Annotated in this window: 14 protein-coding genes and 1 pseudogene; 10 read left to right on the top strand and 5 right to left on the bottom strand. The window is 71.5% G+C overall.

Going from position 1 to position 18,416, the window contains the following annotated elements:
• Window positions 1-343: 343 nt before the first annotated feature.
• Entirely contained in the window at window positions 344-1,039 is a 696-nt protein-coding gene (locus tag ACZ4U1_RS31295) for a LysM peptidoglycan-binding domain-containing protein (protein WP_467907523.1), read from the top strand.
• Window positions 1,040-1,134: 95 nt separating this feature from the next.
• Here ACZ4U1_RS31295 and ctaD read toward each other — a convergent pair whose 3' ends face one another.
• Window positions 1,135-2,826 (bottom strand): aa3-type cytochrome oxidase subunit I, encoded by a 1,692-nt coding sequence (gene ctaD, locus ACZ4U1_RS31290; protein WP_467907522.1) that lies wholly within the window; start codon window positions 2,824-2,826, stop codon window positions 1,135-1,137.
• A gap of 415 nt (window positions 2,827-3,241) precedes the next feature.
• Here ctaD and ACZ4U1_RS31285 point away from each other — a divergent pair, with 415 nt between their 5' ends.
• On the top strand, window positions 3,242-3,457 hold the full coding sequence (locus tag ACZ4U1_RS31285) for an I78 family peptidase inhibitor (protein WP_189299971.1): 216 nt from the start codon (window positions 3,242-3,244) through the stop codon (window positions 3,455-3,457).
• A gap of 119 nt (window positions 3,458-3,576) precedes the next feature.
• On the opposite strand, the gene ACZ4U1_RS31280 is transcribed toward ACZ4U1_RS31285, so the two are convergent.
• Window positions 3,577-4,674 carry a phosphatase PAP2 family protein gene (locus ACZ4U1_RS31280; protein ID WP_467907521.1) on the bottom strand — a complete coding sequence of 366 codons (1,098 nt, stop codon included), beginning with the start codon at window positions 4,672-4,674 and terminating at the stop codon, window positions 3,577-3,579.
• 237 nt (window positions 4,675-4,911) lie between these two features.
• Window positions 4,912-6,219, bottom strand: coding sequence for a glycosyltransferase family 39 protein (locus ACZ4U1_RS31275; protein WP_467907520.1), 1,308 nt, complete (start codon window positions 6,217-6,219; stop codon window positions 4,912-4,914).
• Between the two features lie 260 nt (window positions 6,220-6,479).
• On the opposite strand from ACZ4U1_RS31275, the gene ACZ4U1_RS31270 reads away from it, so the two are divergent.
• Both ACZ4U1_RS31270 and ACZ4U1_RS31265 read left to right on the top strand, forming a co-directional pair.
• Window positions 6,480-8,141 carry an MFS transporter gene (locus ACZ4U1_RS31270; protein ID WP_467907519.1) on the top strand — a complete coding sequence of 554 codons (1,662 nt, stop codon included), beginning with the start codon at window positions 6,480-6,482 and terminating at the stop codon, window positions 8,139-8,141.
• A gap of 99 nt (window positions 8,142-8,240) precedes the next feature.
• Window positions 8,241-9,431, top strand: a complete 1,191-nt coding sequence (locus ACZ4U1_RS31265; protein WP_467907518.1) for an acyl-CoA dehydrogenase family protein — start codon at window positions 8,241-8,243, stop codon at window positions 9,429-9,431.
• Between the two features lie 37 nt (window positions 9,432-9,468).
• Here ACZ4U1_RS31265 and ACZ4U1_RS31260 read toward each other — a convergent pair whose 3' ends face one another.
• A complete protein-coding gene (locus tag ACZ4U1_RS31260) occupies window positions 9,469-9,906 on the bottom strand; it encodes a cell division protein SepF (RefSeq protein ID WP_059248508.1) in 438 nt (145 codons plus the stop codon).
• Window positions 9,907-10,172: 266 nt separating this feature from the next.
• Between ACZ4U1_RS31260 and ACZ4U1_RS31255 the strand changes: the two genes are divergently transcribed.
• Window positions 10,173-11,516 (top strand): DUF5685 family protein, encoded by a 1,344-nt coding sequence (locus tag ACZ4U1_RS31255; RefSeq protein WP_467907517.1) that lies wholly within the window; start codon window positions 10,173-10,175, stop codon window positions 11,514-11,516.
• A gap of 1 nt (window position 11,517) precedes the next feature.
• Here the strand turns inward: ACZ4U1_RS31255 and ACZ4U1_RS31250 are convergent, their stop codons facing one another.
• Window positions 11,518-12,441 carry an ABC transporter substrate-binding protein gene (locus tag ACZ4U1_RS31250; protein WP_467907516.1) on the bottom strand — a complete coding sequence of 308 codons (924 nt, stop codon included), beginning with the start codon at window positions 12,439-12,441 and terminating at the stop codon, window positions 11,518-11,520.
• A 405-nt stretch (window positions 12,442-12,846) separates the two neighbouring features.
• Between ACZ4U1_RS31250 and ACZ4U1_RS31245 the strand changes: the two genes are divergently transcribed.
• From ACZ4U1_RS31245 to ACZ4U1_RS31225, 5 genes and pseudogenes are all read left to right on the top strand, one after another.
• Entirely contained in the window at window positions 12,847-13,704 is an 858-nt protein-coding gene (locus tag ACZ4U1_RS31245; RefSeq protein WP_467907515.1) for an amino acid ABC transporter permease, read from the top strand.
• Window positions 13,701-15,476: an FAD/NAD(P)-binding protein gene (locus ACZ4U1_RS31240; protein ID WP_467907514.1), complete on the top strand. Its 1,776-nt coding sequence runs from the start codon at window positions 13,701-13,703 to the stop codon at window positions 15,474-15,476. The genes ACZ4U1_RS31245 and ACZ4U1_RS31240 overlap by 4 nt, the downstream gene beginning before the upstream one ends.
• On the top strand, window positions 15,473-16,234 hold the full coding sequence (locus ACZ4U1_RS31235) for an amino acid ABC transporter ATP-binding protein (protein ID WP_467907513.1): 762 nt from the start codon (window positions 15,473-15,475) through the stop codon (window positions 16,232-16,234). Before ACZ4U1_RS31240 ends, ACZ4U1_RS31235 begins: the two co-directional genes overlap by 4 nt.
• 47 nt (window positions 16,235-16,281) lie before the next feature.
• A pseudogene (locus ACZ4U1_RS31230) lies at window positions 16,282-17,063 on the top strand (DUF1684 domain-containing protein).
• A 195-nt stretch (window positions 17,064-17,258) separates the two neighbouring features.
• Window positions 17,259-18,161 (top strand): S1 family peptidase, encoded by a 903-nt coding sequence (locus ACZ4U1_RS31225; protein ID WP_467907512.1) that lies wholly within the window; start codon window positions 17,259-17,261, stop codon window positions 18,159-18,161.
• Window positions 18,162-18,416: the final 255 nt, after the last annotated feature.

The following is an 18,416-nucleotide window of genomic DNA, read 5'->3' as shown; positions in this document are numbered from 1 at the left end:
CAAGGAACTTGGGCAGGTGAAGTGGGTCACAGATCGCCTCGACGGGTGGTAGAAAAATCAGGAAATCAGAGCATGTAGTGGGTGACCGAAAATTGCCGCTACCTGCGGTAACGCCCAACTGGCCTGGAGCGACGACGAGTTGGTTGATTCGGGCCGCTCGTCCTCCATACATTCCTCCGCCGTGTGCAACGAGCACCGCTCGGGTACGTCCGCCGGCCGGCACAGGCAGAGCTGCATCGCCGACTCCGGTCACGGCGGGCGGGGCGGGCGCGAGGAACCGCGGTCCTACGCGGTGAGGCGCGCTCCGCCTTGGGGGAGCCCGGGTTCGTGGAGAGGGAACTACATGTCCGAGTGTGCCGATACCACCCGCAACACCGCCCGTCCCGCGAGCGCCCGTCCCGACGGATCCCGCAAGGGCCGTACGACGGCCGCACTCGCCGGAGCCGCCCTGCTGGCCCCGCTGGGACTGCTGGCCGCGACCGGCAACGCCGCCGCGGCGGACAACGGAGTGTGGGACCGCATCGCCCAGTGCGAGAGCGGCGGCAACTGGCACATCAACACCGGCAACGGCTACTACGGCGGACTCCAGTTCTCCGCCTCGACCTGGCGCGCGTACGGCGGCTCCGCCTACGCCCCGACGGCCGACCAGGCCTCCAGGAGCGCGCAGATCGCCGTCGCCACCAAGGTCCAGCAGTCCCAGGGCTGGGGCGCCTGGCCGGTCTGCTCGGCCCGGGCCGGAGCCTCCGGAGCCGCTCCGGCCGCGGCCCACACCGGGTCCTCCGGTACGGCGGCCTCCCGCGGCGGCGCGACGACGAAGTCCGCCCCGGCGAAGTCCGCCCCGGCGAAGGCGCCGGAGCGTCCGGCGGCCACCACGCACCGCGGCGCCTCCCACGGTGACTACACCGTCCGCGAGGGCGACACCCTGAGCACCATCGCCGCCCGGCACGGGACCACCTGGCAGCGGATCTACGCCGCCAACAAGGCCGTCATCGGCGACGACCCGAACCTGATCGTGCCCGGCCAGCGCCTCGCGCTCTGAGTCCGGCACACCACAGCGCACAGCCGCCGCCCCGACGAGGGCGGCGGCTGTCCGTGTCCCTCCCTGTCCCCGGCGTGTTCCCGGCGCACGCGCCGTCAGGAGGATTCGGGACCGGCCTGGTGCCGCTTCGGCTCGGGCTGCGGGGTCTGGGCCGCGTACTCCGGGTGGTGCAGGTCGAACGCCGGGGACTCCGAGCGGATCCGGGGGAGGGTGACGAAGTTGTGCCGGGGCGGCGGGCAGGAGGTCGCCCACTCCAGGGAGCGGCCGTAGCCCCAGGGGTCGTCGGTCTCGACCTTCTCGCCGTACATGGCGGTCTTCCAGACGTTGTACAGGAACGGCAGCGTGGACAGGCCGAGCAGGAACGAGCCGATCGTGGAGACCGTGTTGAGCGTGGTGAAGCCGTCGGCCGCCAGATAGTCGGCGTACCGGCGGGGCATGCCCTCGGCGCCCAGCCAGTGCTGCACCAGGAAGGTCGTGTGGAAGCCCGTGAACAGCGTCCAGAACTGGATCTTCCCGAGCCGCTCGTCCAGCATCCGGCCGGTGAACTTCGGCCACCAGAAGGAGAAGCCGCCGAAGACCGCGAACACCACGGTGCCGAAGACCACGTAGTGGAAGTGGGCGACCACGAAGTACGAGTCCGTGACGTGGAAGTCCATGGGCGGGGACGCCAGGATCACCCCGGTCAGACCGCCGAGCAGGAACGTCACCAGGAAGCCCATCGCCCACAGCATCGGGGTCTCGAAGGACAGCGAGCCCTTGATCATCGTGCCGGTCCAGTTGAAGAACTTCACGCCCGTCGGCACCGCGATCAGGAACGACATGAAGGAGAAGAACGGCAGCAGCACCGCGCCGGTGGCGAACATGTGGTGCGCCCACACCACCATCGACAGCCCGGTGATCGCCATCGTGGCGCCGACCAGCGTCAGATAGCCGAAGATCGGCTTCCGGCTGAACACCGGGATGATCTCCGTGATGATCCCGAAGAACGGCAGCGCGATGATGTAGACCTCGGGGTGCCCGAAGAACCAGAACAGGTGCTGCCACAGCAGCGCCCCGCCGTTCGCCGCCTGGAACACGTGCGAGCCGAACCGCCGGTCCGACTCCAGCGCCAGCAGCGCCGCCGCCAGCACCGGGAACGCCATCAGGATCATGATCGACGTGAACAGGGTGTTCCAGGTGAAGATCGGCAGCCGGAACATCGTCATGCCCGGCGCGCGCATCCCGACGATGGTGGCGACGAAGTTGACCGCGCCGAGGATCGTCCCGAAGCCGGCCAGCGCCAGCCCCATGATCCACAGGTCGGCGCCGACGCTGGGGGAGTGCCTGAGGTCGTTGAGCGGCGCGTAGGCGAACCAGCCGAAGGCGGCCGCCCCGTCGGGCACCATCAGCGAGCCCAGCACGATCAGCCCGCCGAACGCGAACAGCCAGTACGACAGCATGTTCAGCCGGGGGAACGCGACGTCGGGGGAGCCGATCTGCAAGGGCATCAGCTCGTTGGCGAAGCCCGCGAAGCTCGGCGTCGCGAACAGCAGCAGCATGATCGTGCCGTGCAGCGTGAACATCTGGTTGAACTGGTTGTTGTCCAGCAGCTGGAGTCCCGGCCGGGCGAGTTCCGCGCGCATCAGCAGCGCCATGACGCCGCCCGCGAGGAAGAATCCGAACGCCGTGATCAGGTAGAGGTGGCCGATCTTCTTGTGGTCGGTGGTGGTGAGCCAGTCCACCACCAGCCGGCCGCCCCGGTCGCGCCACCCCGGTCGTGCCGCCGTCCCGACGGTCTCGGTCCCCATCGCTCGCTCGCCCCTTCGCATCGTCGCGCCCGGGCCCGCCGCCGCCCGCGGCACGCGTACCCGCGGGCCGCCGTCCTGATGCCCGCCGGGCGTGCGCTCCGGCAGGGGGCGTCCGGCGGTTGTGTGCTGAATCCGTGAAATTCCTATGTGGCGTCAGCTGCCGTGGCGCCCCGGCGGATTGCGCGGGGAATCGCGTCCCGGGCCCGCCCCGATCCCCACTGCGGCACTTTCCGCCGGGGAATTCGGAGTGGCTATCCGACACGCGTGAATTCTGTTCGATTACCCCGGTAGGCCGAACGGAAACCCCCGTACGTGTGACGGAGTTCGAGTAAAACGCGGGTCCGCAGGCTGTGACAGAAGTGTGACGGGGGGCGGACGCTTCTCTTACCCGGACGTGCGGGACTAGCGTGGCCGCATGGCACCGATTCCCACTCCGCCAGCGGAGCCCCAGGACAGTCCGGACGGCTACGTCGGTCTCGACGCCGTGCACGCCGAGCGGCTCGCTCGGGAGCGCGGCTGGTCGACGGTACGGTCGCTGCCGCCGGGCGCGATCATCACCATGGAGTACCGGGCCGGGCGGCTCAACTTCGAGGTGCGGGACGGCCGGGTGTCCCGCTGCTGGAAAGGCTGACCGCCGGCCGGTCCGGGCACGCGGACGACGAAGGCCCCGCTCCTCTTTCCCGGAGCGGGGCCTTCCGTCTGGCGCGGGGGTGGTGGTGCGTACCGGAACCCCGCTGCCGTTTCCCGCCGTCAGCCGCCGGTCAGGGGGCGGGCCGGCTGGGAGGTGCCGCGCGGGAGCCGCTCGGTGTGCGGGAGCCGGTCGGCGTGCGGCGGGCGACGGCTGCCCGCCGGGGTGACCGGGGTGCGCTCCGAACGGGCCGTGTGCGGTCCGGGCGCCAGATGCGCCAGGCCACGGGAGGTCCGGGTGGCGGAGACCGGCTCGCGGGCCGGCGTCGGCGGTTCGGCCGGTGCCGGTTGCTCGGCCATCGCCGGCTGCTCGGCCATCGCCTGCGGTTCGGCCGGCGCGCCGCGCGCGGTGAGCACGACCGGCGTGACCGGGACGGCCGGCTCGGTCGCGGGCCGGCCGCGGCGCGCGCGCCAGCGGTCGCGCAGGTCGAAGAGGACCAGTTCCGCCCTGGCGATCAGCGGCTCGAACCAGGGCAGGGCGAGCAGGATCAGCAGGCCCGCGGCCCAGCCCAGCAGCACGTCGCTCAGCCAGTGCGTACCGAGGTAGACGGTGGTGAGGCCGACGCCGAGCGAGGTGACCGCGGAGAGGGCCGACAGCCAGCGGCGCGCTCTCGGGGTGGAGGCCAGATACGCCAGGATTCCCCAGGTCACCACCGCGTTGGCGGTGTGGCCGCTGGGGAATATATCGCCGCCCATGCCCATCTCGTTCGAGCCGATCACGGTGGCGTAGTGCGGACCGAGCCGTCCCATGCCGATCTTGGCGGCGCCGACCGTGATGTTCAGCAGCAGCAGCGAGGTGGCCAGGGTGAGCAGCGGCCGGACGGTGTGCTGCCGCCAGGAGCGCCAGCCGAGCCAGGCCGCGACCATCACGGCGGTGGGGCCGCGCTGGCCCAGCACCACGTAGTAGTCGAGGAACGCGTGGATCTCGGGCCACTGCTGGTACGGCCGGAAGAACATGACCTGCCAGTCCAGCCGGACCAGCCACGAGGTGGTCACCACGGCCCACACGATCGCCAGGTAGAAAGCCAGGGTCGCCGAGAACAGAACGACCCTGTGCCGGCTCATCCTCGGCACATCGATGTGGGCCGGTCGTTCCGGCTCACGGTCCAGCCTGGCGAACACCCGGTCCAGACGCCGGGTGAGGTTTCGTTCGGTACGCACCCAATCGACGTTACAGCGAGTGAGCGGTGTTCCCGGTCGAAACAGGGGCTTTGTGATGACGATGTGATGTGGGAAACGTCTCAAGGGCGGCCCCAATTCCGAGGATTCCGCAATCCGATGAGACCGTTCGGGCCAATTCCTTTGATCGTTCCGGGTGTTGTTTATATCGCGCTTATGAATGCGTTAACCCGGTCCTGGTACGGAATTTTCCGGGGCGTCATCGGGCGGACTGGTGGATCATGGCGGACCGGAGCCGTTCAGCCAGAAGGCCCCGTAGACCGACGCCGCGACCGCCAACCCGGCGACGACCAGGGCCGACCGGGGGACGCGCAGCCGGGCCAGGGCGCCGGCGAGCGGCAGCAGCACCGGGAAGGCGGGCATCAGCAGCCGCGGCTTGGAACCGAAGTAGCTGGACGCGCACAGGGCGAGGGCGAGCACGACGCCCGTGTACACCAGCAGGGCGACCGGCTGGCGTCCGCGGACACCGGTGACGTACAGCCAGATCAGCAGGGCGACCCCGAGGATCAGGCCCAGGCCGGCGAGGGCGGACGGAAATGACGTGAACTTGTCGGCCACGAAGCGGGCGAAGGCGTAGCCGCCGTCGAAGCCGTTGCGCCATCCGGCCTGGACGTCCAGATATCCGAGCGGGCCCTTGCCGGTGCGGTGGCCGACCCAGAGGACGTACCCGGCGGCGCCGAGCGGAGCGATCAGCATGCCGAGGGCACGCCGCCGGACGGAGGCGCGCGGAACGGCGGACGCGCTGGGGGTGGGCGCGGGAGCTTGCGGGGCGGTGAGCGCGCCGGGGGTCGGCTCGGTGAGTGCGCCGGGCGCGGGGGCGTGGGCATCGGAGTGTGCGCGGGGGGTGTGTTCGTCGTGGTGCGCGCCCGGCGTGTGCCGCGTGCCGCGCTCTCGCACGAACGAGACCACGCCAGCTGTCCACACCGCCGCGACCACCGCCACCCCCACCGGCCGGGTCAGCCCCGCCAGCGCCGCCAGCGTGCCCGCGCTCAGCCACCGCCCGGTCAGCACCGCGTACAGCGACCAGGCCGCCAGCGCCGTGAACAGCGACTCGCTGTACGCCATCGACTGCACCACCCCGACCGGCAGCACCGCCCACAGCAGCACGGCACAGACCCCGACCCGGGGCCCGTACACCCGGTCCGCGACCGCGAAGATCCCGGCCGCGGCGGCGAGCGAGGCCAGCAGGCTCACCACGAACCCGGCGTCCGCGTACGACAGCGGACCGACCGCGTGCAGCAGCCGCTCCAGCCACGGCAGCAGCGGGAAGAACGCCAGGTTGGAGTGGACGTCCCCGTTCGGCAGCCGCACCTCGTAGCCGTAGCCCAGCTCGGCGACCCGCGTGTACCACAGCGAGTCCCAGCGCGCGGTGAGCACCGTGTACGCGCTCTTGCCGCGCGCGGCGCTCCACACCGCCAGCACCACCAGCCCCAGGGCGCGGACCGCCGCATAGCCCAGCAGGGCCGGGGCCGCCCGGCGCAGAAGAGGGGCGTGGGGCCGGGCCACGCGCGTTGCAAGATCGGTCACGGGCTCGATTATCGACCGGGCACCCCACCGGACCGGTCGCCGGGTCCCGGTCAAGAGGGGGTGACGTGGCGTACGCCACACGGGTTCCGTCGTGCGTGTGAGAGGTCCGCCACGTGCCCCCGCGGCGAACTCGCGTACGCTGACGAGTCACCCGCGAGGGTTCGCGCGGGCCGGAGACACCGCTCCTCTCCGGCCGTACGACAGGGAGTCCCCACCCCGTCGGTCCGCCCCACGCGAGGGATCATCTGGGAGGTACGTACATGTCCGGGACGACCACGGCTGCCGTACGGCCGCGCCGTCGGACGCCCGGGGCCGGTGCCAACCGCTGGGTCGTCCTCGTCGTGCTCTGCGTCAGCCTGCTGCTCGTCGCGCTCGACGCGACCGTGCTGCACGTGGCGGTCCCCGCCGTCACCGAGGACCTCAAGCCCGGCGCCATCGAGCTGCTCTGGATCGTCGACGTCTATCCGCTGGTCTGCGCCTCGCTGCTGATCCTCTTCGGCACCCTCGGCGACCGGGTGGGCCGCAGACGCGTCCTGCTGCTCGGCTACGGCCTCTTCGGCGTCGCCTCCGCCGTGGCGGCGTTCGCGCAGACCGCCGAGATGCTCATCCTGGCCCGCGCGCTGCTCGGCGTCGGCGGCGCGATGATCATGCCCGCGACCCTGTCGCTCCTGCGCCAGGTCTTCCCCGACCGGCGTGAGCGCGCCCTCGCCATCGGCATCTGGAGCGCGGTCGCCGCGGTCGGTGCGGCGGTCGGTCCGCTGCTCGGCGGCTTCCTGCTGGAGCACTTCTGGTGGGGCGCGGTCTTCCTGGTCAACATTCCGCTGATGCTGGTCAGCCTCCCCGTGGGCCGGGCCCTGCTGCCCGAGTCCCGGGGCGAGCGCGAGGGGCCCTGGGACGTGACCGGCGCGCTGATGGCGGCGGCCGGGCTCTTCGGCGTGGTCCTCGGCGTGAAGCGGCTCGGCGGCGGGGAGGCGGCGGCGAGCCCCTTCACCGTGCTGCCGCTGCTGATCGGCGCGGCCCTCCTCTTCCTCTTCGTACGGCGCCAGCGCCGGCTCCCGCATCCGCTGGTGGACCTGCGGATGTTCCGGCGGCCCGCGTTCAGCACCTCGGTGGGCTGCATCGTGCTGGCCATGCTCGCGCTGGTCGGCCTGGAGCTGATCGCCGCCCAGTACCTTCAGCTGGTCCTCGGTCTGTCCCCGCTGGAGACCGGCCTCAGGCTGCTGCCCCTGACCGTGGCGGCCATGGCGGCGGGCCTGGCGGGCGCGCGCATGCTGCGCCGCTTCGGGCCGCGCCGGATGGTGTGCTTCGGCTTCTGCCTGACGGCCGCGGCGGTGCTGACGCTGACGGCGATGGGCGGTACCGACAACCCGACGCTGCTGCTGGCCGGTTTCGTGCTGCTGGGCTTCGGTCTGGAGACCACGCTCTTCGGGGCGTACGAGTCGATGCTCAGCGAGGCCCCGGCCGACCAGGCCGGCGGCGCGGCGGCGATCGGCGAGACGTCGTACCAGCTCGGCGCCGGCATCGGCATCGCGCTGCTGGGTAGCGTGATGAACGCGGCCTACGCGCCGGGGCTGCGCGCGGTGCCGGGCGTGCCGCGGCGCGCGTCGGACGCGGCGGGCCACTCGCTCGGCGAGGCCTACGAGGTCGCCGGCCGGCTCGGCGGCACCGCCGGGGCGGCGCTGCGCCGGGCGGCGCGGGACTCCTTCGTGCACGGGCTGCATGTGACCCTGCTGGTGAGCGCGGGCCTGTTGCTGCTGGGCGCGGTGATGGCGCTCAGGCTGCCGTGGATCATGCAGTGCGGCGACGAGCAGGCCGGTGCCGAGGAGCGGGCCGACGCGGAGGAGCGGGCCGGTGCCGAGGTGGGGCTGCCGGCGCCGCGGGAGGCGGAGGCGGCGGCCGGGAAGCCGCGGGTCACCGCCTGACCCCCTCTGGACGTGCGGGACACTGCACCGTAACGTCGGCCCGAGAGCCGTAACTAGCGCTGCTAGTTTTGCCGACGTCCCGTGTCCGGAGGGTGTTCCATGTCCGCGTCCGCGAAGCTGCCCCCGTTCGATGCCGCCGACCCGCTCGGGATCGACGACCTGCTGGAGCCGGAGGACCGGGCCGTCCGGGACACCGTCCGCACCTGGGCGGCCGACCGTGTGCTGCCGTACGTCGCCGACTGGTACGAGAAGGGGGAGCTGCCCGGGATCCGGGACCTCGCCCGCGAACTGGGGTCGATCGGCGCGCTCGGCATGTCGCTCACGGGCTACGGCTGCGCGGGCGCCAGCGCCGTGCAGTACGGCCTGGCCTGCCTGGAACTGGAGGCGGCCGACTCGGGCATCCGGTCGCTGGTCTCCGTGCAGGGCTCCCTCGCGATGTACGCCATCCACCGGTTCGGCAGCGAGGAGCAGAAGCAGCGGTGGCTGCCGCGCATGGCCGCCGGCGAGGTGATCGGCTGCTTCGGGCTGACCGAGCCCGACCACGGCTCCGACCCCGCCGCCATGCGCACCCACGCCAAGCGCGACGGCGACGACTGGGTCCTGAGCGGCCGCAAGATGTGGATCACCAACGGCTCGGTCGCCGGGGTGGCCGTCGTCTGGGCGCAGACCGAGGAGGGCATCCGCGGCTTCGTCGTCCCCACCGACAGCCCCGGTTTCTCGGCGCCGGAGATCAAGCACAAGTGGTCCCTGCGCGCCTCCGTCACCAGCGAACTGGTGATGGACGACGTAAGGCTCCCGGCAGACGCCGTCCTCCCCGAGGTCACCGGGCTGCGCGGACCGCTCAGCTGTCTCTCGCACGCCCGCTACGGCATCGTCTGGGGCGCGATGGGCGCCGCGCGCAGCAGCTTCGAGGCGGCCCTCGACTACGCGAAGTCACGGGAGCAGTTCGGGCGGCCCATCGGCGGCTTCCAGCTCACCCAGGCCAAGCTCGCCGACATGGCGGTGGAACTGCACAAGGGGATCCTGCTCGCCCACCATCTGGGGCGGCGGATGGACGCCGGCCGCCTGCGCCCCGAGCAGGTCAGCTTCGGCAAGCTCAACAACGTCCGCGAGGCCATCGAGATCTGCCGTACGGCGCGGACGATCCTCGGTGCCAACGGGATCTCCCTGGAGTACCCGGTGATGCGGCACGCGACCAACCTGGAATCGGTGCTCACCTACGAGGGCACCGTCGAGATGCACCAGCTGGTGCTGGGCAAGGCGCTCACCGGGCTCGACGCCTTCCGGTGAGCCGGGCGGGAGGCGGGGCCGGTGCGGCGGCCCTGCCTCAGCTCTGGTTGAAGAAGCCGTCCGAGCGGTGGGCGGACGCCTCGCCGCTGATGATCTCCGTGTCGGCCGGGGTGAGCAGGAACACACGGTTCGAGACCCGGTCGATCGAGCCGCGCAGACCGAAGATGAGCCCGGCCGCGAAGTCCACGACGCGCTTGGCGTCGCCGGGCTCCATGTTGGTGAGGTTCATGATGACCGGGACCCCGTCCCGGAACAGCTCGCCGATGGCGCGGGCGTCCCGGAAGCTGTCCGGGGTGACCGTGCCGATCCGGCGGCCCTTCTCCTCGGCCGTGTCCGTGGCCACCTTCACCCGCGGGTCGGTGACCCAGGCGTCCCCGGACTCGGTGCCCTCGGAGTAGTCGTCGTCGTAGTAGCGCTCGTCATCGTTGTCGTCGACGAGGCCGAGCCACGCACTCGCCTTGCGTACCGATCCCATGGACGCCTCCTCTCACAGCGGTCTTTCTTGATTTCCGCATCCCTATGGTCATCCATGATGCGGACGGTGCGCCAAGTGGATAGACGCCGCGCGGGGGGTTTGTGACGGTACTGGTGCACAGCCGATCCGTCGAGAGTCCTTGTGCCCCAAGGGTCGCGACTCATACGGGCGCTGACTGAGAGTGAAATATGATTGTCTGCGGCGGACGGGTGATGCGCGGTGCGTACGGGTGAACGCCAACGTCGTATCACAGTACGGGGGATGTCGTGTTCGGAATCGTCAGGCCTTGCTCTCACCGGCTCGGGGAGGGCCTCAAGGCCGAGTGGATGGCGCACTTGTGCGGGCTCTGTCTCGCCCTGCGCCGCGACCACGGTCAGTTCGCGCGGGTCGTGACGAATTATGACGGTCTTCTCATATCAGTTCTGACAGAGGCTCAGACCGGTCCGGTGAGCGGTGGCCGACGTACCGCCGGGCCATGTGCGCTGCGTGGCATGCGGACGGCGTCCGTCGCCCAGGGCGAGGGCGCGCGGCTCGCCGCCGCCGTCTCCCTGGTGCTCGCCGCCGCCAAGGTGCGCGACCACGTCGCCGACCGGGACGGACTGCTGGCCCGCAGACCGGTCGCCGCCGCCGCGCGCCGGGTCGCCGCGAGCTGGGGCCGGGCGGGGGAGCACAGCGGGGCGGCGGTCGGCTTCGACACCGGCGTCCTGGTCGACGCCGTCGACCGGCAGCTCGGCGTCGAGACCCTGGCCGGGCCCGGCACCCCGATCCTCACGGTCACCGAGCCGACCGAGACCGCGACCGCCGCGGCCTTCGCGCACACAGCGGTGCTGGCCGGGCGGCCCGGCAACGCAGCGCCCCTGGCGGAGGCGGGCCGGCTCTTCGGCCGGCTCGCCCACCTGCTGGACGCCGTGGAGGACCAGCGGGCCGACGCCCTGTCGGGTGCCTGGAACCCCCTCACCGCCACCGGCACGCCCCTCACCGAGGCCCGCCGGCTCGCCGACGACGCCCTGCACGGCATCCGGCTCGCCCTGAAGGAGGCCGAGTTCCGCGACGGCGGGCTCGTCCACCTCCTCCTCGTCCACGAGCTGCGCCGCTCGGTGGACCGCGCCTTCGGCACGGCACCGGTGTGCGCGGCCCATCAGCACGGACCGTACGGTGCCGGAGCGCCGCAGGGGCCCTACGGCGGCGGGATGCCGCAGGGGCCGTACGGCGGCGGGATGCCGCAGGGGCCGTACGGCGGCGGGATGCCGCAGGGCGCCGGTGCTCCCGCTCCGGGCAATCCGTATGCCGGCGGCGGCTTTCCCGGCGGAACCGGCGGAACCGGCGGAACCGGCGGTTATGGCGGGGGCGGTGGCCATGGCGGAGGCGGTGGTTTCGGGGGCGGTGGTTTCGGACCGCCGCCCGAGCCCGCCGCCAAGGGCCGACGCGGTTTCTGGGCGGGCTGCGGGATGTTCTTCGCGCTGTTCTGCACCTGCAGGATGTGCTGCGCCGAGGAATACGAGGGTCCGTGGTCCCGCAAGAAGCGCAGCGGCTGCTGCCAGTGGTGCGACTGCTCCTGCCCCGGTGGCTGCGACGGCTGCGACTGCTGCTGCCCCTGCGACGGCTGCTGATTCAGTTCTTCAGTTCCGGCGGGCTGATCCGCGACTGCTTGATCGCCGAACCCGTGGTGCCCCACTTCTTCAGAATCCGGTCGTAGGTACCGTCGGAAAGCAGTTTGTTCACCGCCGCCTGGAAGGCCGGCGCCAGTTTCGTGCCCTTCTTGAAGGCGAAACCGACGTCAAGGCGGTGGTATTCGTTGAGGAACTTCAGGCCCTCCTGGTGGGCGACGGCATAGCGCAGGCCGTTGATCGTGGACATCACGACGTCGCTGCGGCCCTGCTGCAGCGAGGACCAGATCGCGCTCTGCTCGGCGTACGTCTGCACCCGGTACGCCTTCTTGCCCGCGTCGGCGCACAGGTGCTTGTTCTCCTCCAGTGTGGCCTCGAACGTGGTGCCGGCGCCGGTCGCGACGTTCAGGCCGCACAGCTGCTTCAGGTCGGTGATCTTCCCGAGTTCGCTGTCCTCGCGGGTGGCGAAGCCCTGGCCGTCGTTGATGTAGGTGACGAAGTCGATCGTCCTGCGCCGCTCGTCCGTGACGCCGAAGTTGCTCGCGCCGAAGTCGTACTTGCCGCTGTCCAGGGCGGGCAGGATCGCCTCGAAGCCGGCCTGCTCCACCTTCAGCTCGATGCCGAGGACCCGCGCGACCGCCTTGGTGAAGTCGACGTCCTGGCCGGTCAGGGTCTTGCCGTCGGCGAGGTAGGTGGTGCCGGGCGGGGTGCCGCCGACGCTCACCGCGACGGTGAGCCGGGTGGTGCCGGCGGGCAGCAGCTTCGCCACGGCGTCGTCCTTGCGCACGGCGGAGACGACGTCCGTGGTGGGCACCTTCACGGACTTGGCCGCCACCGAGGTGGTGTCCGTGTCGCCGGAGCCGCAGGCGGTGAGGAGCAGAGTAGCCGAGGTAATGGCAACAAAAGGGATCAAAAGGTGCGTACGCATGGGGTAGCGGTCTCCTGGCAGCAGAAGGCGTGCAGGGCGCGAGGGGAGGGGTGCGCGTGTGAAGGCGAGGGAAAAGAGGGAGAACGCGAATGCGCCCGCCCGGAGGGCAGGCCTGCGCAGGGGGTCAGCTCAACAGGACGAGGACCACACGCGACCGAAGTCGATGTGGGAGCGGGTGACCAGCCACTGCTGTGGATGCATGGGCCAAGTGGAACAGGCATCCGGTTCCGCGTCAACTGACGTGAGACGTACGGCTCACACTCCGGACAGCCTTGACAGCGGACCGAAACGCCCGCGTACTCTCGACGCACGGCCCTGCTGAGGGGCTCGGCCGTAGCGCGCCGCCTGGGCGCGTCCGTGTGAAGGCACCACCCGTGTTCGACCACCGCGTCACGGAGCCTTCGCATGTCATCCGACACCCTCGCCAAAGTCCCCACCGCATCGGGGACACCCCAGCCCGCGGACGCCCCGCGGATCGTCCCGCAGCGCCGGTACGGCCAGTGGACGGCAGCCGTCGCCGTCCTCGCGCTGCTCGGGTTCGCCGTCAACTCCGTCCTGCGCAACAAGGCGTTCCAATGGGGCGTCGTCGCCGACTACTTCACCTCGGACTCCATCCTGCGCGGGCTGTGGCTCACGCTGTGGCTGACCGCGGTGGTGATGGTCCTCGGCTTCGCCCTCGGCGCCCTGCTCGCCGCGTTCCGGCTGTCCGCCAACCCCGTGCTGCGCGCGGTCGGTTGGGGCTACGTGTGGCTGTTCCGGTCCATACCGATCCTGGTGCAGCTGCTGCTGTGGTTCAACATCGGGGCGCTGTACCCGCAGGTGCTCGGCGTGAAGACCGTCGACCTGCTCAGCCCGGTCGCCGTCGCGATCGTCGGCCTGACCCTGCACGAGGCCGCCTACGCCGCCGAGGTCGTCCGCGGCGGCATCCTCTCCGTCGACCGCGGCCAGATCGAGGCCGCCCAGGCGCTCGGCCTGAGCCCCTGGCGGCGCTGGTGGCGGATCGTGCTGCCGCAGGCGATGCGCGCCATCGTGCCGCCCGCCGGCAACATGCTGATCGGCACCCTCAAGGGCACCTCGATCGTCAGCGTCATCGCCGTCAACGACCTGCTGTTCTCCGCCCAGTTGGTCTACCACCGCACCTACCAGGTGATCCCGCTGCTGATGGTCGCCACCCTCTGGTACGCCGTGGTCACCTCGCTGCTCGGCATCGGCCAGTACTACGTGGAGAAGTACTACGCGCGCGGCACGGAGGCCGCCCGATGAGGCAGCAGCTGGTGATCGTCGGAGCCGGGCCGCGGGGGACCGGCATCCTCGAACGCCTCGCCGCCAACGCGCCCGAGCTGTACGCCGGTCCGGGCCTCGACATCCATCTGGTCGACCCCCATCCGCCGGGCGGCGGACGCATCTGGCGGCAGGCGCAGTCGCCGCTGCTCTGGATGAACTCGCAGGCCGAGGACGTCACCATGTTCACCGACGACACGGTGACCATGGCCGGACCGGTGCGCGAGGGTCCCACCCTGCACGAGTGGGCCGGGCTGGACGGCCGTACCTTCCCCGACCGGCGGCTCCAGGGCCGGTACCTGCGCTGGGTCTACGAACAGGCCTGCGCCGACCTCCCCGCCAACGTCACCGTCCACCACCACCCGCACCGCGCGCTCAGGGTCGGCGGACCGCGCGAGGGCCGCCAGCAGGTCTGGCTGGAGGGCCGCCCGCGCCCGCTCCCGGCCGACCTGGTGATCCTCGCCACCGGCCATCAGGACGCCGAACTCGACGCAGAACAGGCCGAGTTGGCCGAGTACGCCCGCAGGCACGGCCTGGTGCACCTGCCGCCCGACTTCACCGCCGACAGCGACCTCTCCCCGCTGAAGCCCGGCGAACCCGTCCTCGTCCGCGGCTTCGGGCTGGCCTTCGTCGACCTGATGGTGCTGCTCACCGAGGGACGCGGCGGACGGTACGTGGCGGGAGGCCGCGACGGGGAGGTGTACGTGCCCTCGGGGCGGGAGCCGGTGCTGTACGTCGGCTCGCGGCGCGGAGTGCCGTACCACTCGAAGATCGGCTACGACTGGACCGGTGACCGGCCCCCGCTGCCCCGCTTCCTCGGCCCCGCCGAGGTGGACGCACTCCTGGCCCGGCCGGGAGGCTTCGACTTCCGGCGCGATGTATGGCCGCTGGTCGAGAAGGAGCTGGGCTTCGCCCACTACCACCGGCTGTTCACCGCCCACCCCGGGCGTACGGAGATGGCCTGGGCCGACTTCGAGGAGAAGTACGCGGCGGCCGGCGACCCCGCCGAGATCCGGGCGCTGGTCGCCGCCGCCGTACCCGACCCGGCCGACCGGCTCGACCTCGCCGCGCTCGACCACCCGCTGGACGGGGTGCGGTACGCCTCGCACGACGACTTCCAGGAAGGGCTCAGACACTACGTCGAGGCCGACCTCGCACGCCGGCACGACCCCGCCCACAGCCAGGACCTGAGCGTCTTCTTCGGGCTGCTCTCCGTCTACGGGCAACTGGTGCGGCTCGGGGACATCGGGTCCTGGTGGCACGGGTTCTTCAGCTGTCTGGCGTCCGGGCCGCCCGGACCCCGGCTGCGGCAGATGCTCGCGCTGTCCCGGGCCGGACTGCTCCGGTTCGTCGGCGCCGGCATGACCGTCACCGCCGAGGACGGCGTGTTCCGGGCCGCCAGCCCCACCGTGCCGGGCTTCTCCGTCGAGGCCCGGGCGCTGGTGGAGGCCCGGCTGCCCGGACCCACCGTCGGACGCGCCCGCGACAGCCTGCTGCGCGGACTGTACGCCGACGGCGCCGGCGAGACCCCCGACGGACTGCTCCGGGTCGACCCCGGCGACGGACGGATCCTCGACCGCGCCGGCCGCCCGCACCCCCGGCGGTTCGCGCTCGGCCCGCACACCGAAACCCGTACCGCCGGCGCGTTCACCCGCCCCCGCACCGGCGGCCCCGCCTTCCGCCAGAACGACGCCACCGCCCGGGCGGTGCTGGCCTTTCTGAGCGGCTCCCTCACGAAGGAACTCGTGCGATGAGTGTCATGGTCGACATCCGGTCGGTGCACAAGAGCTTCGGCTCGCTGGACGTGCTCAGGGGCATCGACCTCCAGGTGCGCGCCGGTGAGGTCACCGTCGTGCTCGGCCCGTCCGGCTCCGGCAAGTCCACGCTGCTGCGCACCGTCAACCATCTGGAGAAGGTGGACCGGGGCGAGATCAGCGTGGACGGCGCGCTGATGGGGTACCGGCGGGCCGGGGACAAGCTGTACGAGCTGCCCGAGCGCGAGGTGCTCCGGCAGCGGACCCGGATCGGGTTCGTCTTCCAGAACTTCGGTCTCTTCCCGCACCTCACCGTCCTGGAGAACATCGTCGAGGCGCCGGTGTCCGCGCTGAAGCGGCCCCGGAAGGCCGTGGTGGAGCGCGCGCACCGGCTGCTGGAGCGGGTCGGGCTCGCGGACAAGGCCGGCGCCTATCCGCGGCAGCTGTCCGGCGGACAGCAGCAGCGGGTCGCCATCGCACGGGCGCTCGCCCTGGAGCCGAAGCTGCTGCTGTTCGACGAGCCGACGTCGGCGCTCGATCCCGAGCTGGTGGGGGAAGTCCTGGACGTCATCCGGGACTTGGCGGCGCAGGGGACGACGATGATCGTCGTCACGCACGAGATCGCCTTCGCCCGGGAGGTCGCCGACACGGTGGTGTTCATGGCCGACGGGCGGATCGTGGAGCAGGGGCCGCCGGAGGAGGTGCTGGGCGCTCCGCGCGAGGAACGGACCCGGGGTTTTCTGGCGAAGGTCCTGTGAGAACACACCAAGGTCCCGTGGGGACCCGGAGGAGAGGAACCGACGACATGACGACGGATGCGTCCGACGCCTGGAAGCAGTGGCACGAGCAGCGCGTGGAGGGGGTCGCGGACCCTTACGGGCCGCTCGCGCTGACCGCGACGCACTGGGTCGAGGACTATCCGGAGGGTCGACTTCCGGACATTCCCGGGAACTGGGTGGCGGATGAGGCCGGGGTGGTGCTGACGGCCGCCGAGACCGACGGCCTGACCGTGGACGACCGGCCCTTCACGGGCGAGGTACGGCTGTCCGCCGACCGCGGTCCGGTGGCCGGATCGCGCGTCGCGCTGGGCGGGAAACGGCTGGTCGTGCTGGTGCGCGAGGGCGTCTGGGGGTGCGGGTGTACGACCCCTGCTCCGCCGCCCGGCTGGCCTTCCGCGGCATCGAGGCCGGCCCCTACGATCCCCGCTGGTCGGTGCCGGGGCGGTTCACGCCGTACGAGGGCACGCGCACCGTCCGGCTCGGCAACGCCGACGGCCGTGAGCGCGGGTTCGATCTCGCCGGGGAACTCACGTTCGCCCTGGCCGGACAGGAGCGGACCCTGAAGGTCGCGCGGCAGGGGGACGGGCGGCTGTGGGCGGTGTTCGCCGACGCCACCAGCGGTGACACGAGCTTCCGGTTCCGCTTCCTCTTCCCGCCGGCCCCGGACGCCGAGGGGCGCACGACCGTCGACTTCAACCGCACCCAACTCCCGCCGTGCGCCTTCGCCGACCACTTCATCTGCCCCGTCCCGGCCCCCGGCAACACGCTGGACGTGGCGGTCGAGGCGGGGGAGCGGCGCCTGAGCTGACCTCAGTTCCCCTCAGTTCCCCCGCGGTGACGGACCGACGGCCGAAAGGCACCCTTGTGCCGACCGGCCGTTCGGCCGAATACTCCCCCCAGCGCTTGTCAGGGGCATGCATATTCGAATCCGGTCGGTCCCTGGCTGCGCCTCACGGGCCCCGACCCCACGCGGGCCCCCGACTTCCCTTGGAGGGAACGAAACGTGAGGATCAAGCGCACCACTCCCCGCGCCGGCACGGCGAGACGGACCCGGCTGACCGCCGTGGCCACCGGTTTCCTGGCCGCAGCCGCGTTCGCCGCCCCCACCGCGAACGCCAGTGATGCCCACACGTTCAGCGCCACCCAGCTCACCAAGGCGAGCGACTCCGTCCTGAAGGCCGACATCCCCGGCACGGCCTGGGCGGTGGACGGCAAGACGCACCGCGTCGTCGTCACCGTCGACAGCACGGTGTCCCAGGCCGAGATCGCCAAGATCAAGAAGCAGGCCGGCGCCACCGCGGACGCCCTGGTCATCAAGCACACGCCGGGCAAGTTCAACAAGCTGATCTCCGGCGGCGACGCCATCTACGCCAGCAGCTGGCGCTGCTCGCTGGGCTTCAACGTCCAGGACTCCAGCGGCAACTACTACTTCCTGACCGCCGGGCACTGCACCGACGGCGCGGGCACCTGGTGGTCGAACTCGTCCCACTCCACCACGCTCGGCACCACGGCCGGCTCCAGCTTCCCCGGCAACGACTACGGCATCGTGCGCTACACCAACAGCTCGGTGACCAAGTCCGGTGCCGTGGGCAGCCAGGACATCACCAGCGCGGCCACCCCCTCCGTGGGCACGACCGTCTACCGTCGCGGGTCCACGACCGGTACGCACAGCGGCCGGGTCACCGCGCTCAACGCCACGGTCAACTACGGCGGCGGCGACATCGTCTCCGGCCTGATCCAGACCACCGTCTGCGCCGAGCCCGGCGACTCCGGCGGCCCGCTGTACGGCGGCACGACGGCCTACGGTCTGACCTCGGGCGGCAGCGGCAACTGCAGCTCCGGCGGTACGACGTTCTTCCAGCCGGTCACCGAGGCGCTGAGCGCCTACGGGGTGCACGTCTACTGAGCGCCCCCTTCTCCGGCAGTCCGGCCCCCGCACGCCCTGGGTGTGCGGGGGCTTCGCTGTGCGGGGTGTCCGAGGGGCTGTTCTCGGCCAGGGCCGACGCCGTCGCAGGCCGGTCGCCGAGGGGTGCGGGAAGGCGTTTGCGCAGGTGGGGGGCGGGCCGGGGGCGGGCGAGCGGGTGTCGTACACATGTTCGGGAATGGGGGTATGGTGGAGGTTGGATTTGGGAACTGATGTTCGAGAGCTGTTCGGGGCTCA

It is taken from the genome of Streptomyces sp. NPDC028928 (genome assembly GCF_055564915.1).
This window is presented reverse-complemented; position numbering and strand designations above follow the sequence as displayed.

Coding starts and splice junctions, on each gene's coding strand:
- ACZ4U1_RS31295 (WP_467907523.1), top strand. CDS start 344: ATGTCCGAGTGTGCCGATACCACCCGCAACACCGCCCGTCCCGCGAGC.
- ACZ4U1_RS31240 (WP_467907514.1), top strand. CDS start 13,701: ATGAGGCAGCAGCTGGTGATCGTCGGAGCCGGGCCGCGGGGGACCGGC.
- ctaD (WP_467907522.1), bottom strand. CDS start 2,826: ATGGGGACCGAGACCGTCGGGACGGCGGCACGACCGGGGTGGCGCGAC.
- ACZ4U1_RS31250 (WP_467907516.1), bottom strand. CDS start 12,441: ATGCGTACGCACCTTTTGATCCCTTTTGTTGCCATTACCTCGGCTACT.
- ACZ4U1_RS31285 (WP_189299971.1), top strand. CDS start 3,242: ATGGCACCGATTCCCACTCCGCCAGCGGAGCCCCAGGACAGTCCGGAC.
- ACZ4U1_RS31270 (WP_467907519.1), top strand. CDS start 6,480: ATGTCCGGGACGACCACGGCTGCCGTACGGCCGCGCCGTCGGACGCCC.
- ACZ4U1_RS31260 (WP_059248508.1), bottom strand. CDS start 9,906: ATGGGATCGGTACGCAAGGCGAGTGCGTGGCTCGGCCTCGTCGACGAC.
- ACZ4U1_RS31245 (WP_467907515.1), top strand. CDS start 12,847: ATGTCATCCGACACCCTCGCCAAAGTCCCCACCGCATCGGGGACACCC.
- ACZ4U1_RS31235 (WP_467907513.1), top strand. CDS start 15,473: ATGAGTGTCATGGTCGACATCCGGTCGGTGCACAAGAGCTTCGGCTCG.
- ACZ4U1_RS31265 (WP_467907518.1), top strand. CDS start 8,241: ATGTCCGCGTCCGCGAAGCTGCCCCCGTTCGATGCCGCCGACCCGCTC.